The 15,284-nt window shown below is 65.2% G+C and carries 14 protein-coding genes; 13 read left to right on the top strand and 1 reads right to left on the bottom strand.

Annotation, left to right across the window (positions count from 1 at the left end; all coding sequences use genetic code 11):
• The first annotated feature begins 116 nt into the window (after positions 1–116).
• The 10 genes from MJ643_RS12620 (at position 117) to MJ643_RS12575 (ending at position 9,722) form a co-directional block, all read left to right on the top strand.
• Positions 117–926: a ribonuclease activity regulator RraA gene (locus tag MJ643_RS12620; RefSeq protein WP_103469154.1), complete on the top strand. Its 810-nt coding sequence runs from the start codon at positions 117–119 to the stop codon at positions 924–926.
• A gap of 3 nt (positions 927–929) precedes the next feature.
• Complete coding sequence (locus MJ643_RS12615) at positions 930–1,376, top strand: nuclear transport factor 2 family protein (protein WP_103469153.1); 447 nt, start codon at positions 930–932, stop codon at positions 1,374–1,376.
• 111 nt (positions 1,377–1,487) lie between these two features.
• Entirely contained in the window at positions 1,488–2,894 is a 1,407-nt protein-coding gene (locus MJ643_RS12610) for an aldehyde dehydrogenase (NADP(+)) (protein WP_103469152.1), read from the top strand.
• A gap of 13 nt (positions 2,895–2,907) precedes the next feature.
• The gene (locus MJ643_RS12605; protein WP_103469151.1) at positions 2,908–3,201 is read left to right on the top strand and encodes a Dabb family protein; all 294 of its coding nucleotides are present in this window, start codon (positions 2,908–2,910) and stop codon (positions 3,199–3,201) included.
• 86 nt (positions 3,202–3,287) lie between these two features.
• Positions 3,288–4,577, top strand: a complete 1,290-nt coding sequence (locus MJ643_RS12600) for an MFS transporter (protein ID WP_103469150.1) — start codon at positions 3,288–3,290, stop codon at positions 4,575–4,577.
• Between the two features lie 34 nt (positions 4,578–4,611).
• On the top strand, positions 4,612–5,421 hold the full coding sequence (locus MJ643_RS12595; protein ID WP_103469149.1) for an NAD(P)-dependent oxidoreductase: 810 nt from the start codon (positions 4,612–4,614) through the stop codon (positions 5,419–5,421).
• Positions 5,418–6,506: a mandelate racemase/muconate lactonizing enzyme family protein gene (locus MJ643_RS12590; protein ID WP_103469148.1), complete on the top strand. Its 1,089-nt coding sequence runs from the start codon at positions 5,418–5,420 to the stop codon at positions 6,504–6,506. The genes MJ643_RS12595 and MJ643_RS12590 overlap by 4 nt, the downstream gene beginning before the upstream one ends.
• 81 nt (positions 6,507–6,587) lie before the next feature.
• Entirely contained in the window at positions 6,588–7,457 is an 870-nt protein-coding gene (locus MJ643_RS12585; RefSeq protein ID WP_103469147.1) for an aldose 1-epimerase, read from the top strand.
• A 39-nt stretch (positions 7,458–7,496) separates the two neighbouring features.
• Positions 7,497–8,777 (top strand): OprD family porin, encoded by a 1,281-nt coding sequence (locus MJ643_RS12580; protein WP_103469146.1) that lies wholly within the window; start codon positions 7,497–7,499, stop codon positions 8,775–8,777.
• A 15-nt stretch (positions 8,778–8,792) separates the two neighbouring features.
• Entirely contained in the window at positions 8,793–9,722 is a 930-nt protein-coding gene (locus MJ643_RS12575; RefSeq protein WP_247726818.1) for an alpha/beta hydrolase, read from the top strand.
• 12 nt (positions 9,723–9,734) lie between these two features.
• On the opposite strand, the gene MJ643_RS12570 is transcribed toward MJ643_RS12575, so the two are convergent.
• Positions 9,735–10,772: a LacI family DNA-binding transcriptional regulator gene (locus MJ643_RS12570; protein WP_103469145.1), complete on the bottom strand. Its 1,038-nt coding sequence runs from the start codon at positions 10,770–10,772 to the stop codon at positions 9,735–9,737.
• 281 nt (positions 10,773–11,053) lie between these two features.
• On the opposite strand from MJ643_RS12570, the gene MJ643_RS12565 reads away from it, so the two are divergent.
• The 3 genes from MJ643_RS12565 to MJ643_RS12555 all read left to right on the top strand — a co-directional run bounded on the left by MJ643_RS12565 (position 11,054) and on the right by MJ643_RS12555 (position 15,241).
• Complete coding sequence (locus MJ643_RS12565; RefSeq protein WP_103469144.1) at positions 11,054–12,439, top strand: MFS transporter; 1,386 nt, start codon at positions 11,054–11,056, stop codon at positions 12,437–12,439.
• Positions 12,440–12,455: 16 nt separating this feature from the next.
• Positions 12,456–13,643, top strand: a complete 1,188-nt coding sequence (locus MJ643_RS12560) for a mandelate racemase/muconate lactonizing enzyme family protein (RefSeq protein WP_103469143.1) — start codon at positions 12,456–12,458, stop codon at positions 13,641–13,643.
• A gap of 65 nt (positions 13,644–13,708) precedes the next feature.
• On the top strand, positions 13,709–15,241 hold the full coding sequence (locus MJ643_RS12555) for an altronate dehydratase family protein (RefSeq protein ID WP_103469142.1): 1,533 nt from the start codon (positions 13,709–13,711) through the stop codon (positions 15,239–15,241).
• Positions 15,242–15,284 lie beyond the last annotated feature (43 nt).

Raw genomic sequence — 15,284 nt, 5'->3', positions numbered from 1 at the left:
CCCAGTTTTCCGCCATAGAATCGGCCTCAACAGGGCTTGCAGTGAACGCATGTTTCATATGTTGGGAATTTGCCCTGGCCGCCCATCGGATGAACCCGCGAGGAGAACCTACAACAATGTCCGTCATCCACAACTACGCCGATGCCCATGAGAGCGTTTCCGGTAAACAGGTCGTCGTCAGCGACGAAGTACTGGCCAAGCTCGCCACCTGCAGCAGCGGCTCGCTGACCACCCAGCTGTTCAAGCGCGGCTTCCGTCAGCCAGCCCTGGTCGGCCTGCGCGCCATGTGCCCCGATGCCAAGCCATTCGCCGGGCGTGCCTTCACCATGCGCTTCATTCCCGCCCGTGAAGACATCGACACCTATTCGACCATGACCACCAAGCCCAACGATGACAACCTGCAATGGGTGGGTGTGGAGCAGATCCAGCCGGGCGACGTGCTGGTGATCGACAGCCGCAACGACCCGGCTGCCGCGTCGGCAGGCAACATCCTGGTGACCCGCCTGCTGGCCCGTGGCGCCAAGGCCATCGTCACCGACGGCGCACTGCGCGACGGCAGCGAGATCGCCGCCATGCGCCTGCCGGCCTATGCCCGTGAGATCACCGCGACCACGCGTATTTCCTACCACCATGTGGCTGACCTGCAGGTGCCGATCGGTTGCGCCGGCGTTGCCGTGTACCCGGGCGACATCATCGTCGGCGATGCCGATGGCCTGACCGTGGTCCCGGCGCACCTGGCCGAGGAACTGGCCGAAGTGTGCAGCGTGCAGGACGACATCGAAGGCTACCTGGCCATGCGCATTGCCGCCGGCGAAGCGCTGTGGGGCGTGTACCCGCCAAGCCCGGCGTCGGTGTCCGACTACCACGCCTGGGTCGCCGCCGGCCGCCCGGCCATCCCTTCGATCATCGACCGCGAGGAGGGCTGAGTCATGGCCGAGCACAAGCATGCACAACTGATCCGTCGCTACTTCGACGCCTGCAACGAAGGCGACTACGACAAGCTGGTGTCCTGCTTCACCCCGGACGCGGTGCACTACTTCCCCTCGGGATTGCCGGAAATCCCGTGGCGCACTGCCGACACCATCGCCCGCAAGTGGGTCTGGTGCGTGGAGAACTTGGGGTCGCAGTGGACCATCGAGAAGATCCTGGTCAGCCACGACAGCAACGAAGCGGTGATCGAGTGGACCCACTGGAAGAGCAAGCTGGGCACGGCCTTGCGCGGTGACGAGTGGTACGTGTTCGACGAGCAGAGCGGATTGATCAAGGAGATCCGCGCCTATTACGCCTCGCCGGCCGAGAAGGACGTGGTGATCAACGAGCTGGTCGACTTCGACTATGTCGGCCGGGGGTATCACCTGGAGCCGAAGGCGCGTTAAGGCCACTGGCCTCTTCGCGGGGCAAGCCCGCTCCCACAAGGGCCGCGCTGTACCTGTAGGAGCGGGCTTGCCCCGCGAATGGCCGCACCGCAATTTTTGAAGGAGTGCCCCATGACCACCCCGCAAAACCCGAATTTCGCTGCCATCGACGCAGTCGTCGCCCAAGCGGCCGCCGCCGCCGACTTCTGGGTCGATTCCAGTGCCACCCAGCGCGCCACCCTGCTGCGTGGCCTGGCCGATGCCCTGGAACAGCAGCAAGCCGAACTGGTCGTCATCGCCGACCGCGAAAGCGGCCTCGGCGAAGCCCGCCTGAACGGCGAAGTGGCCCGCACCGCCTTCCAGCTGCGTGGCTTCGCCAGCGAAGTGGAAGCCGGTGTGCCGTACCGTCAGGTCGATGATCACGCCATTGCCGGTGCTCCACCTGCCGGCCGTCCACGCCTGACCCGCGTGCAGCGCCCGCTGGGCCCGGTGGCGATGTTCTCGGCCAGCAACTTCCCATTCGCTTTCTCGGTACTGGGCGGCGATACCGCCTCGGCCTTGGCCGCCGGTTGCCCGGTGGTGATCAAGCCGCACTCCGGTCACCCGGAGCTGTCCCGCGCTGTGTTTGCCTTGGCCGCTGGCGTGGTCCGCGCCCAGGGTCTGCCGACAGGCCTGCTGACCCTGGCCGAAGCGCCCAATCGTGCCGCCGGCACCTACCTGGTCCAGCACCCGTCAATCGCTGCCGTGGCCTTCACTGGCTCCTATCAAGGTGGCAAAGCCTTGTGGCAGGCCGCTAATGACCGCGAACGCCCAGTGCCGTTCTTCGGCGAGCTGGGTTCGATCAACCCGCTGGTGGCTTTGCCGGCTGTGCTGGAAAAAGACAGCGAAGCCTTGGCCAAGACCTTGGCTGGCTCGATCACCCTCGGCTGCGGCCAGTTCTGCACCAGCCCCGGCGTGATCGTGCTGCTCGACTCACCCCACAGTCAGCGTTTCGTCGCCCAGCTGGCCGAGGTCATTGCGCCGATTGCCACGCACCGTATGCTCACCCCGGGCATGCAGCAAGGCTTCGAGGCGGCAGCTGCCACGGTAGCTGCTAACGCCGCAGCAGTGTTCGCCCCGCAGGCCGATGGCGCTGGCCCGGCGCCACGGCTGTTCGCCACCGATGCCGCATCGTTCATTGCCAACGCTCACCTGCGTGAAGAAATGTTCGGCCCGGCGGCGCTGATCGTTACTGCGCATTCCGTGGCCCAGGCGGCCGAGGTGCTGGACGCCATCGGCGGCACCCTGACCACTACCCTGTGGGGCCTGGACGCCGACAGCGCCGACAACCGCCAGTTGCTGCGCGCCGCCCAGCGAGTGTCCGGGCGCGTGCTGTTCAGCGGTGTGCCGACCGGCGTTGCCGTGTGCCACGCCCAGCAGCATGGCGGGCCATGGCCGTCGTCCACCGCGCCACAGTCCACTTCGGTCGGTTTTGCCGCCATCGAGCGCTTCCTGCGCCCGGTGGCATTGCAGGACGCACCGGACTGGGCACTGGGCTGAGGAGGGCAGGGCGATGATGCGACATATCGTGCTGTTCCGCCGCCTGCCGGGCGTCGAAGCGCAGCCTGAACGGGAAGCGGTGCTGGTGGCGCGGATGCGCGACCTGACTGCAGAAATCGACTTCATCCGCGACTGGCGCGTCGCGGCCAACGAACTGGATCGGCCGATCTGCTGGGACTACATCCTCGAGTCCAGCTTCGACGACGCCGACGCGGTACAGCGTTACCTGCCACACCCGGCGCACCAGGCCCTGGTCGCCGACCTCAAGCAGTACTTCGAGTGGGTGGCAGTGGACTACAGCGTCTGATTGACCCCAGAGGCACCTGGCCCTCTGCGGGGCCAGGCGTTATAACAAAAAAGATCCGGCATCACAGGTGCCGGGCGGAGTCGTACATGAACAAGAAAAACAACTACCGCTGGACGATCCTGACCATGTTGTTCCTGGCCATGATCATCAATTATGTCGATCGCGCTGCCCTGTCGATCGCCATGCCGTTCATTACCCAGGAGTACCACCTCACGCCCGCCGAGAAGGGCATGATCTTCAGCAGCTTCTTCTTTGGCTATGCGCTGTTCTGTTTCGTCGGTGGTTACCTGGCCGACCGCTTCGGGCCCAAGCGTGTGCTGACCTGGTCGATGAGCTTCTGGTCGCTGCTGTGCGGCTCCACCGCGCTGGCCTTCAACTTCTGGTCGCTGCTGATCGTGCGCGCGCTGTTCGGCGTCGGCGAAGGCCCGGTGTCGACCACCGCCAACAAGACCGTCAACAGCTGGTTCCCGATCAAGGAGCGCGCCCGCGCCATCGGCATCAACCAGGCTGGCGGCCCGCTGGGCGGCGCCCTGGCCGGCCCGATCGTGGGTTTTCTTGCCCTGTGGCTGGGCTGGCGCGTGGCCTTCGTGGTGATCGCGGTGATCGGCGTGCTGTGGGCCATCGCCTGGTACCGCCTGGCGGCCTCGACGCCCAAGGAGCACCCGCAGGTGTCGGCCGAAGAGCTGGCGCTGATCAACGAGGGCCGTGAAGCCCCGGTCACTGCCGTCGCAGACGCCCCGCGCACCCCGGTGCTGCAGATCATCCTGCAGCGCTCGGTACTGGTCACTGGCGTTTCGCTGTTCTGCTACAACTACATCCTGTACTTCTTCATGACCTGGTTCCCCAGCTACCTGATCGAGGCCAAGGGCATCGACCTCAAGGCCATGAGCATCGTCACCGCACTGCCGTGGCTGGTGGGTACCGTCGGCTTCATCTGTGGCGGGCTGCTGATCGACTGGGTGTACAAGCGCACCGGCAAGCAACTGTTTTCGCGCAAGGTGGTGCTGGTCAGCTGCCTGCTGGTGGCTGCGGTATGCATCGGCCTGACCGGCCAGGTACAGAGCGTGACCAGCACCGTGGTGGTGATGACCGTGGCCATCGGCTTCCTGATGCTGACCGCGCCCGCCTACTGGTCGCTGATCCAGGACGCCGTGCCGGACCATCAGGTAGGTACTGCCGGCGGCTTCATGCATGGCCTGGCCAACCTGTCCGGTATCGTTGCGCCGACCGTGACCGGCTTCATCATCCAGTCCACTGGCACCTACAGCAGCGGCTTTGGCCTGGCTGCCGTGCTGGGCATTGTCGGCGCGCTGATCGTGGCCTTGTTCGTCGGCCAGAAACCGGCCCGGCAAGCCAATGTCATCGCAGCCGCTTGAACTGAATGCAACCCACGTTTTACGGGACTACACCATGCCTACGCTTCTAGTCACCGGCGCCGCCGGAATCGTCGGAACCGCCCTGCGGCCGTACCTGCGCGAGCGCTTCAGCCTGCGCCTGCTGGACCGCCGGCCGGTCAGCGAGCTGGCCGCCAATGAAACCGCCCTGGTCGGCGACCTGACCGACCCGGCCTTCGTCCGCCAGGCCTGCGAGGGTGTCGACGCGGTGCTGCACCTGGCCTGTGCCCACGGCACCGATATCCAGTTCCAGGCCACGGTAGAGCCCAACTACCACGCCACCCTGTACCTGCTCGAAGCCGCCCAGCGCGCCGGGGTGCGGCGTTTCGTGTTCGCCAGCAGCCACCATGTGCTGGGGCAGTACCGCACCCAGGCTGGCGAACAGTTCGACGACCACCCGGTGGCGCCGGACAGCTACTACGCGTTGAGCAAGGTGTTCGGTGAAGCGGCCTGCGCGACCTTCTCCCAGCGCAGCGAGCTGGCCACGTTCATCGTGCGCATCGGCAACGCCGACGCCAAGGTCGCCGATGCCCGTCGTCTGCGCCTGTGGACCAGTGCCCGCGACCTGGCCCAGTTGGTGCTGATCGGCCTGGAGCACCCCGAGGTGCGCCACGAGATCGTCTACGGCGTGTCGGAATGCCCCCAGGCGCTGTTCCACAACAACCGTGCCCGCGCCCTGGGCTACCGGCCACAGGACCATGCGGCCGAGCACCTGGCCGACAACTTCCTCGCCTATGACGCCATGGCTCCGGTCGGTTCCGGCCGTGACCATGTAGGTGGCGCCTATGCCGGGGTGGCCCTGGCCAGTGTTCTGGAGCAAGCATGAAGATCGTCCGCATCGATACCCAGATCGTCGAAATCCCCTTCCACGACGGCGGTCGCGGGGTGGGCGGCACGCCTTCGGCCTGGCGCACACTGGAGAACGTGCTGGTGCGCGTCGAAGACGAACTGGGTAACGTTGGCTGGGGCGAGGCGTTCGGCTACTTCGTCGCCGACGCCACCAAGGCCCTGATCGACCGCCTGGTGGCGCCCCAGGTGCTGGGCCGCGAGGTCACCGACATTGCGGCGTTGAACATGGAGCTGCAGCAACGCCTGCACCTATTCGGCCGCTACGGCGTGACGATGTTCGCCATTTCCGGCCTCGACATCGCCCTGTGGGACCTGGCCGCCCGCCGGCAGCGCTTGCCGTTGCACCGCCTACTCGGCCAGGCCTATCGCGAACAGGTACCGGCTTATGCCAGCCTGGTGCGTTACGGCGATGACCAGGTGGCCCCGGCCACCTGCGAAAGGGCGCTGGAACAGGGGTTCAGCGACATCAAGCTGCACGAGGCCACCCTGCATGACATCGGCGCTTGCCGGCGTGCTGTCGGCGATGATGTGCCGCTGTCCACCGACGTCAATTGTTCCTGGACCGTGCAGGGCACCCGCGACTGGCTGCCGGCGCTGGCAGAGCTGAAGCTGGCCTGGCTGGAAGAGCCGATCTTCCCGCCCGAGGACTTCACTGCCCTGGGCAGCCTGCGCGGGCAGGGCGTGGATATTTCTGCCGGGGAAAACTGGTGCACCGCCGTGCAGTTCGAACAGGCCCTGGTGACCGCTGCGGTGGATTCCATACAGCCCAGTGTGACCAAAGTCGGTGGCATTTCCGAATGCCTGCGCATCGACCGCCTGGCCGAGCAGCATGAGGCGGTGATTCTGCCGCACTGCCCATACTTCGGCCCGGGCCTGATCGCCACCCTGCACCTGGCCGCCGTACAGCGTCGGGTGCCGCAGGTGGAGTACCTGTTCGTCGAGCCGGCTGGCTGGTTGTACCCGGTGGAGCAACTGCGCCAGGGTAACCAGCTGCAGATCCCTCAGGGCCCAGGTTTAGGCCTGGACATCGACCTGCAAGTGGCCGAGCGCTTCCGCCGCTAACCCGCCCCGTTAACGCCTCACCGCCGGGCCTCGGCACGGCGGCAGAGGCTGTGCATGCCTGAAAATGGCATTGGAGGTTCTATGCACACCGTGGTTCTGAGCAATGCCACCTGGTCGCTGGGCGTGCTGCCGGCCTGGGGCGGGCGCATCGCCCACCTCAATGCCGAGGGGCTGGACATCCTGCTGCCGATCAACGCCAACCGGTTCAACCCGCTGGACTGGCCACGGGCTGGCGCCTACCCGCTGATGCCGTACTCCAACCGCATCCGCAACGCGCGGTTGCAGTTCACCGGCACCGAGTACGCGTTGCCCGCACATCCGGCGGCACTGCCCCATACCTTGCATGGCGTGAGCCACACCCAGCCTTGGCAGGTAGTGGACAGCGGCAGCGATCGCTTGAGCATCACCTGCGACTACTTAGGCGAGCACTGGCCCTGGGCGTTTCGCGCCGAACAGCACTTCGCACTCGACGGCGCACGCCTGCGCATCACCTTGGTGCTGATAAACCTGGGGCAAACGCCCATGCCTGGCGGCCTCGGGCTGCACCCGTACTTCCAGCGCCACCCCGGCATGCGCGTGCAGTACCGCACCGGGCGCGAGTGGCAGATCGATGGGGAGTACATGGCGACCGGCGCGTACCAGGAGGGCGCCAGGGACTGGTCGATCAATGCGGATGCCGGCGAACCGCTCGCGCATTACCAATCACGCTGGAATGGCCAGATGCAGATCGATTACGCCAATGGCCATGTGCACCTTCAGGCCTCGCCGGTGCTGAACCACTTCGTCGCATTCGCCCCGGTCGGCAGCGCGTACCTGTGCCTGGAGCCGGTATCGCATCTGGCTGACGCGTTCAACCAGCCCCGCGACAGCTGGGCCGAAACCGGCACCCATGAACTCGCCCCGGGCCAGCGCCTGGAGGCCACCCTCGAATTCACCTGGCAACACCGCTAACGCAACACCTCACATACCTATAAGAAGAGCACAACAACAATGAAACACTCCTCGACTGGAGCGGGCTTTGCTCGCGTTGCAAAACCCTTGTCCCTGCTGCTCGGGCTCGGCCCGCTGTATGCTCAGGGAGCATTCCTCGAAGACAGCAAGGCCAACCTGACCTTTCGCAACTTCTACTACAACCACGACCTGCGCGATTCGACCAAACCTGCCCAGTCGAAGCTGGAGGAGTGGGCCCAGGGCTTCATTCTCAAGGGCGAGTCGGGTTATACCGATACGGCTGTCGGGGTGGGCGTGGATGTATACGCAGGCCTCGGCCTGAAGCTCGACTCGTCGCCCTCGCGCAGCGGCACTGCGCTGCTACCCGGGGCCTACAATCGCGCCGGCGGGCCGCGCAATGCCGACCCGCGCTCGGTGGACGAGTTCTCCGAGGCCACGGCGGCGGTCAAGTTCAAGTACTCGAAGAGCGAGCTCAAGGTGGGCGGGCTGTTCCCGAAGATTCCGCTGGTCAGTTCTGGCGACGCACGCCTGCTGCCGCAGTTCTTCGAAGGGGCGATGCTGGATATTCGCGAACTGGACAACGTCGATATCGGCCTGGGCCAAATGCGCAAGGTCAATCAGCGCGAGTTCGCCGGGGCCCGGGATATCCAGGTGGGCAACTACTACAGCGTGTTCAGCGACCGCTTCGATTACCTCGGTGGCACCTGGCGCGCCACGCCGCAAACCTCGTTGGGGGTATGGACCGGCCGCCTGGCGGATGTCTACCAGCAAACCCTGTACACCGGCACCCACACCCTCAAGGCCGGTGACTGGAACCTCTCCGGCACGCTCAACTACCTCGACACCGGCGAATCCGGCAGCGAAAAGGCCGGCCAGCTCGACAGCCGCATGACTTCGGCAATGCTCAGCGCCAACCTGCGTGCCCAGACGTTCCGCCTTGGCTACCAGTACAACGCTGGCGACAGTGCCTTGCCGTTCATCCACGACACCGACTTGCCCGGGGTGGCCAACGCCGTGCAGGTGCTGCGCTTCGACCGCGCCCAAGAGCGCTCCTGGCAGGCCCGCTACGACCTTGACTTCGCTGCCCTTGGTGTACCGGGGCTGACGGCATTCGCCCGCTACGTGAAGGGCGACAACTTCAAGGTGGCCGGCGAGGACGGCAGCGAATGGGAGCGCAATGTGGACATTACCTACGTGATCCAGAGCGGGCCCCTGAAGAACCTGGCGCTGCGCTGGCGCAACGTCCAACTGCAGGGCGATGCCACCGGCCGGCGTGATGAAAACCGGGTGATCATCGCCTACACCTTGCCTTTGCTCTGACCTGGAGGATTGCCCGTGGTATCCCGTCCGCTCGACCCTGCCATGCAGGCCTACATCGACAACAGCCAACGCTTCGCTCCGCATGACGGCAGCCTGGCGGCCCGGCGCGAAGCCTTTCTCGCTGCCTGCCTTGCCTGCACGCCGCCGCGGCCGGCGGGCTGGCAGGTTGCCGATATCGACCTGGAGGGCTTGCGCCTGCGCTGTTACACCCCCCCGGGCGCAGTGCCGCCCGGGGGGTGGCCGACGCTGCTGTACCTGCACGGCGGCGGCTGGGACCTGGGCAATCTCGACACCCATGACTGGTTTGCCCATGCCCTGGCGCGGCGGGTGCCACTGGCGATCGTCGCCGTGGAGTACCGGCTGGCGCCGGAGCATGCCTATCCGGCGCCGCTGGAGGACTGCCTGAACGCATGGCTCGGTTTACGGGCCGGGGTTGTCGACCCCCGTCTCAGCACGGCGTGCCTGATGGTGGCGGGGGACAGCGCGGGTGGCACGCTGGCTGCGGGCTTGTGCATGGCATTGCGCCGTGACGGGTTGGAGCAGCCGCGGGGGCAGTTGCTGGTGTATCCGGTGCTGACGGCTCGGCAGCACTTGCCATCGATGCGCGAACAGGCCGAGGCGCCGATGATGACGGTGGCGGGGTTGATGAAGTCATTGGCAGGCTTCGTGCCCGCAGCGCCGCAGCGTAATGACCCCTGCGCCATGCCGCTGGAAGCTGAAGACTTTTCCGGGCTGGCACCGGCGTTGGTGCTGGTGGCGCGAGTCGACCCGCTGTGCGATCACGGGCTGGCCTATGTCGATGCGCTGGCGGCGGCGGGCGTGGCGGCCCGTGCTTGTGTGGGCGAGGGCATGGTGCACTCAAGCCTGCGGGCATTCGGGGTGGCCGAAGTCGAACAGGCCTGGGATCACATGGCGGCGCAGCTGCAGCGCTGGGCTGGCGATTGACGCGCGCAGCCCTCAGGTGCTTTCGCGAACCACCAGGTTGAAGCCCACATCTTCCACCTGTTCCCCACGCCCCAGGCTGCCTTCGATCCGCTGCAGCAGCAACTCTGCCGTACGCAAGCCAATGCGCCCGCCGTCAACATTCACCGTGCTCAAGCGCGGATGGGTGTGTGCGGCGAATTCCAGGTTGCCAAAACCCATCACTGCGAGGTCCTGAGGCACCCGCAGGCCGTTGGCCTGGGCCTCGGCCATGACCCCCTGGGCGAGCAGGTCGATACTGCAGATCACTGCATCCATCGGCACCTTGGCCGCCAGCAGCCGGGCCATGGCTTCACGGCCGTGGCCCATATCCACCGGCACGGCTTCGAGCTCGCAGGCGACCACTTTGACGCCTGCCTTGCGCAGGGTATCGGTACACGCCTGGCGCCGTCGGGTGGCGCGGGCGTCGTCGCTCCAGACCAGGCCGACGCGGCAGTGGCCGCGTTCGATGATGTGCTCGGCCATGGCCTGGCCGACGGCCTCGTGGGAAAAACCGACCACAGTGTCGATCGGGTCCTGCGCCAGCTCCCAGGTTTCCACCACCGGAATGCCACGGGCGATCAGCTTTTCCCGCGCTTCAGGGCTTTGCAGCTGGCGGGTCAGCACGATGCCGTCGGGGCGGCGGGCGAGTATCGCATCGATCAGTTCCGCTTCACTGCTGTTTGCCAGGTCTGACTGGCTCAGCAGCAACTGGTAGCGTGCCGTGGCCAGGCGCTGGCCGAGCTGGGTGATGGTGTCGACGAAGGCACGGTTGGCGATGTTCGGCACCACCACAATGACCAGCCGACTGCGCTGCGAAACCAGGGCGCCCGCGAGCATGTTCGGCACATATCCGGTCTTGCGGATGGCATTGCGCACCTTTTTCTGGGTTTTCTCCGACACCAGTTCCGGCCGGTTGATCACTCGGGAAACGGTGATGGGCGAGACCTTGGCCATCTTCGCCACGTCATCGAGGGTGGCAGGGGCAGCCAGCAGTGGTTTCGGATCAGCGACGGTAGCGGGCGTTTCCAGCATGGGGGCCTCTGGACGGGAGCTTTGAGCATATTGCCGATTCTACCGGAACGGCGCGCGTTTTTTTGCATTTCCTGCTAATTCCCAATGCATGGGAATTCACTGCGAACAGCGATTTGCAAAGCCCGCCAGCTCAGGCCTAGGATTAATGACAGCGCTGTCATTTGATAACGCTGTCATTGGTCGGAATCAGCTCTTCAAAAGGGCTGCGAGCTGCCAGAATCCGAAGCAGGTGCCGGTGCAAGGCCCTGCACGACGCCAATAAAAACAATGAGGCTACCGCGATGCACAACCACGACACCTACGCCGCCGGGCCTGCCCCTGGCGCCGTGGCCGCGTCCACCACGGCTACCCGCTATCGTTATTTGATCCTGGCCCTGATCACCATGGTCTTGGCCCTGAGCAGCGGTGATCGCGCCGCCCTGTCGGTGGCCGGTTCCGACATGAGCAAGGAGCTCGGCATCAGCTCGGTGGAAATGGGCTACCTGTTCTCCATCTTCAGCTGGGCCTACGTGATCTTCCTGATCCCTTCCGGCTGGCTGGCTGACCGCTTCGGCTCGAAGAAAACCATGGCCCTGGCCATCTGCGTGTGGTCGGCATTTACCGTGTGCATGGGTCTGGTGCACTTCGTCGGCATGATCGTGCCGCTGCTGCTGGCTCTGCGCTTTCTGCTGGGTGTGGCCGAGGCGCCAGTGGGGCCGGCCTCGACGCGGGTGATCGCGTCCTGGTTCCCGTCGGCAGAGCGGGGCATGGCCGGGGCCATCTTCAACAGTGCGCAGTACATCTCGCTGGCGTTCTTCACCCCGTTCATGGGCTGGCTGTGCTACGCCTTCGGCTGGGAATACGTGTTCATCGTCATGGGCATCGTCGGCTTCGGCATCGCCGCGATCTGGTGGAAAAACTACTACCTGCCGGTCAGCCACCCAAAGATGAATGGCGAGGAACTCGACTACCTGCGCAAGGGTGAAGCGCTGGTCGACCTCGAAGCCCAGGCCTCGCTGCCCAAGGAAAAGCGCCGCAGCTCGCTGGCGGAAGTCGGCCTGCTGTTCAAGAGCCGCATGCTGATCGGCATGTTCATCAGTCAGTACTGCGTCAGTGCGGTCACCTGGTTCTACGTCACCTGGTTCCCGATCTACCTGGTCAAGGAGCGTGGCTTCGACATCCTCCAGGCTGGCCTTGTCGCTTCGATTCCGGCCCTGTGCGGGCTGATCGGCGCGGTGTCGTCGGGCTTCTTCTCTGACTACCTGCTGCGCCGCACGAAGTCTCTGAGCATTGCCCGTAAAACGCCAATCATCACCGGCGTGCTGCTGAGCTCGACCATGATGCTGTGCAACTACGTCGATGCCCAGTGGCTGGTGATTGCGGTGATGAGCCTGGCGTTCTTCGGCAAGGGCTTTGGCAACCTCGGTTTCAGCGTGGTGGCCGACACCGCGCCGCGGGAAATGATCGGCATGACCGGCGGCGTGTTCAACGCCCTGGGCAACACCGCCGGCATCGTCACTCCGGTGGTGATCGGCTACCTGCTGCACTCCAGCGGCTCGTTCAACAGCGCACTCATCTATGTCGGCGCCCACGGCCTACTGGCGGCGTTCTCCTACCTGGTGATCGTCGGCCGCATCCAGCGTTTGCAGCTCTCCGACCTGACCGGCAAACCGGCCAATGCTCAGTGATTCAGAGGACCACGCCATGATCGAAAGCAACGTCTACATCGACCCGAAGATCGCCGCCCTGCAACCTGGGCCAGCGACCACTGACAGCATCGCCTGGATCAAGCTGTCGTACACCGTGCTGCTGCTCGGCGCGCCAATCAGCGATGCCAAGGTACTGACCGGGCGGCAGAAGCCGCTGACCGAAATCGCGTTCATTTTTGCCGAGATCCGCACCCGCGAAGGCCATGAAGGCATCGGCTTCGGTTACTCCAAGCGCGCCGGTGGCCCAGGCATGTACGCCCACGCCCAGGAAATTGCCCCGACCTTGCTGGGCGAGGACCCCAACGACATCGCCAAGCTCTACAACAAGCTGCTCTGGGCCGGTGCCTCGATGGGCCGCAGCGGCCTGACCACCCAGGCCATCGCGCCGTTCGACATCGCCCTGTGGGACTTGAAAGCCAAGCGCGCCGGCTTGCCATTGGCCAAGCTGCTGGGCGCTCACCGCGACTCGGTGCAGTGCTACAACACCTCCGGCGGCTACCTGTCGACGCCGCTGGAAAAGGTTCTGGAAAACGTACAGACCTCCCGTGGCAATGGTATCGGCGGCATCAAGATCAAGGTCGGCCAGCCGGACACCAGCATCGACTTCAATCGCGTGCAGGCGGTGCGCGAGCAACTGGGCGAAGGCTTCCCGCTGATGGTCGACGCCAACCAGCAATGGGACCGCGTCACCGCCCAGCGTTTCTGCCGCAAGCTCGAACAGTTCGACCTGACCTGGATCGAGGAGCCGCTGGACAGTGCTGACGTCGAGGGCCACGCCGCCCTGGCCGCATCGCTGGACACTGCCATCGCCACCGGCGAGATGCTCACCAGCTTCAACGAGCACGCCCAGCTGATCACCGCAAACGCCTGCGATTTCGTCCAGCCCGATGCGCCGCGGGTCGGCGGTATCACGCCGTTCCTGCAGATCATGAGTCTGGCCAGCTTCAAGGGCCTGAAGCTGGCGCCGCACTTCGCCATGGAAATCCACCTGCATCTGGCCGCGGCGTACCCGGAAGAGCCATGGCTGGAGCATTTCGAATGGCTCGAGCCGATGTTCAACGAGCGCCTGGAGCTGCGTGAAGGCCGCATGTGGGTACCCAATCGCCCGGGCCTGGGCTTCTCCCTCAGCGAACAGGCCCTGGCCTGGACCCAGCACAGCATCGAGTTCGGCAAACGCCCTTGAGCAAGCCATGGCGGTGGCGCTTGTGTCGCCACCGCCATGGGTGACAACACCCACAGGAAAACACCATGAGTCACCGTGAAGTCAGTCCAGTCATTCGCCTCGATGCCGCCGACAATGTCGTGGTCGCGCGTATCGAAATCCCTGCCGGCACCGCCATCACCGGTGAAGGTGTCACCACCCAGCAAGCCGTGCCGCTGGGGCACAAGGTCGCTGCCCGGCTGATCGCCAAGGGCGAGCCGGTGCTCAAGTACAACACGGTGATCGGTTATGCCGCCGAGGACCTGCCGCCTGGCACCTGGATGCACAGCCACAACATCGCCTTCGGCGAAACCGACCGCGACTACCGCTACGGCCTGGACTACATCCCCACCGACCTGCTGCCGGCCGAACAGCGCGCGACCTTCCAAGGCATCGTCCGCGAGGACGGCCGCGTGGCCACGCGCAATTACCTGGGCGTGTTCGTTGTTGGCAACTGCGGCGCCACGGTGGCGCGCAAGATCGCCAACCACTTCGACGAGCGCCGCCTGGCCGGCTTCCCCAACATCGATGCCGTGGTGCCCTATGTGCACGAAATCGGCTGCGGCATGGAAATGACCGGCGAGCCGATGGACCTGCTGCGGCGCACCATCGCTGGCTACATCAAACACCCCAACACCGTGGGCGCGGTGGTAATTGCCCTGGGCTGCGAGCGCAACAACATCCATGGCTTCTTCGAGCAGGAAGGGCTCGTGGAAGGCGATATGCTGAAGAAGCTGGTGATCCAGGACGTTGGCGGGGTCAAGAGCGCCACCGACCAGGGCATCGCGCTGATCGAAGGCATGCTGCCCAAGGCCGACCAGGCGCGGCGCGAGCCGGTGTCCGCCGAGCACTTGATGATCGGCATGCAGTGCGGTGGTTCAGATGGTTTCTCCGGCCTTTCGGCCAACCCGGCGCTGGGGGCGGCGGTGGATATCCTGGTGCGCCATGGCGGCACCGCGATCCTTTCGGAGACTTCGGAAATCTTCGGTGTCGAACACACCCTGACTGCCCGCGCCGCCACCCCGGCGGTGGGCCGAAAGCTGATCGAGCGCATCGAGTGGTGGCTGGAGTACAACCGCGGCCGCGATACCCAGATCAATGGCCGGGTCAGCCCCGGCAACAATGCCGGTGGCCTGGCCAACGTGCTGGAAAAGTCCCTGGGCGGCGCGAAGAAGGGCGGCAACGCGCCGCTGATGGACGTGTACGAGTATGCCCACCCGGTGAAGACCCACGGGCTGGTATTCATGGACACTCCCGGCTACGACCCGGTCTCGGCCACCGGCCAGATCGCCGGCGGTGCCAACCTGATCGCCTTCACCACCGGCCGCGGCTCGTGCTTTGGCTCGGTGCCGGCGCCGACCTTCAAGCTGGCAAGCAACTCGCCCATGTACCAGCGCATGAGCGACGACATGGACATCAACTGCGGGCAGATCATCGACGGCGACAAGACCATCGCCCAGATGGGCCAGGAAATCTTCGAGCGCCTGCTCGCCCATGCCTCGGGGGAGGCAACCAAGAGCGAACTCAACGGCCTGGGCGAGGATGAATTCTGCCCGTGGCAGATAGGCGTGCTCGCCTGACCCGGCCTCTTCGCGGCTAAAGCCGCTCCCACAGGATTCACCT

Source organism: Pseudomonas sp. PNPG3, from assembly GCF_023093815.1.
Classification (GTDB): Bacteria; Pseudomonadota; Gammaproteobacteria; order Pseudomonadales; family Pseudomonadaceae; genus Aquipseudomonas; species Aquipseudomonas asiatica.
The sequence above is the reverse complement of the archived record's forward strand: the minus strand, read 5'-3'. Positions and strand labels throughout refer to the sequence as shown.

Excerpts from the sequence above, each read along its gene's own strand:
- MJ643_RS12620 (WP_103469154.1), top strand. The coding sequence starts at position 117 with ATGTCCGTCATCCACAACTACGCCGATGCCCATGAGAGCGTTTCCGGT.
- MJ643_RS12615 (WP_103469153.1), top strand. The coding sequence starts at position 930 with ATGGCCGAGCACAAGCATGCACAACTGATCCGTCGCTACTTCGACGCC.
- MJ643_RS12610 (WP_103469152.1), top strand. The coding sequence starts at position 1,488 with ATGACCACCCCGCAAAACCCGAATTTCGCTGCCATCGACGCAGTCGTC.
- MJ643_RS12605 (WP_103469151.1), top strand. The coding sequence starts at position 2,908 with ATGATGCGACATATCGTGCTGTTCCGCCGCCTGCCGGGCGTCGAAGCG.
- MJ643_RS12600 (WP_103469150.1), top strand. The coding sequence starts at position 3,288 with ATGAACAAGAAAAACAACTACCGCTGGACGATCCTGACCATGTTGTTC.
- MJ643_RS12595 (WP_103469149.1), top strand. The coding sequence starts at position 4,612 with ATGCCTACGCTTCTAGTCACCGGCGCCGCCGGAATCGTCGGAACCGCC.
- MJ643_RS12590 (WP_103469148.1), top strand. The coding sequence starts at position 5,418 with ATGAAGATCGTCCGCATCGATACCCAGATCGTCGAAATCCCCTTCCAC.
- MJ643_RS12585 (WP_103469147.1), top strand. The coding sequence starts at position 6,588 with ATGCACACCGTGGTTCTGAGCAATGCCACCTGGTCGCTGGGCGTGCTG.
- MJ643_RS12580 (WP_103469146.1), top strand. The coding sequence starts at position 7,497 with ATGAAACACTCCTCGACTGGAGCGGGCTTTGCTCGCGTTGCAAAACCC.
- MJ643_RS12570 (WP_103469145.1), bottom strand. The coding sequence starts at position 10,772 with ATGCTGGAAACGCCCGCTACCGTCGCTGATCCGAAACCACTGCTGGCT.
- MJ643_RS12565 (WP_103469144.1), top strand. The coding sequence starts at position 11,054 with ATGCACAACCACGACACCTACGCCGCCGGGCCTGCCCCTGGCGCCGTG.
- MJ643_RS12560 (WP_103469143.1), top strand. The coding sequence starts at position 12,456 with ATGATCGAAAGCAACGTCTACATCGACCCGAAGATCGCCGCCCTGCAA.
- MJ643_RS12555 (WP_103469142.1), top strand. The coding sequence starts at position 13,709 with ATGAGTCACCGTGAAGTCAGTCCAGTCATTCGCCTCGATGCCGCCGAC.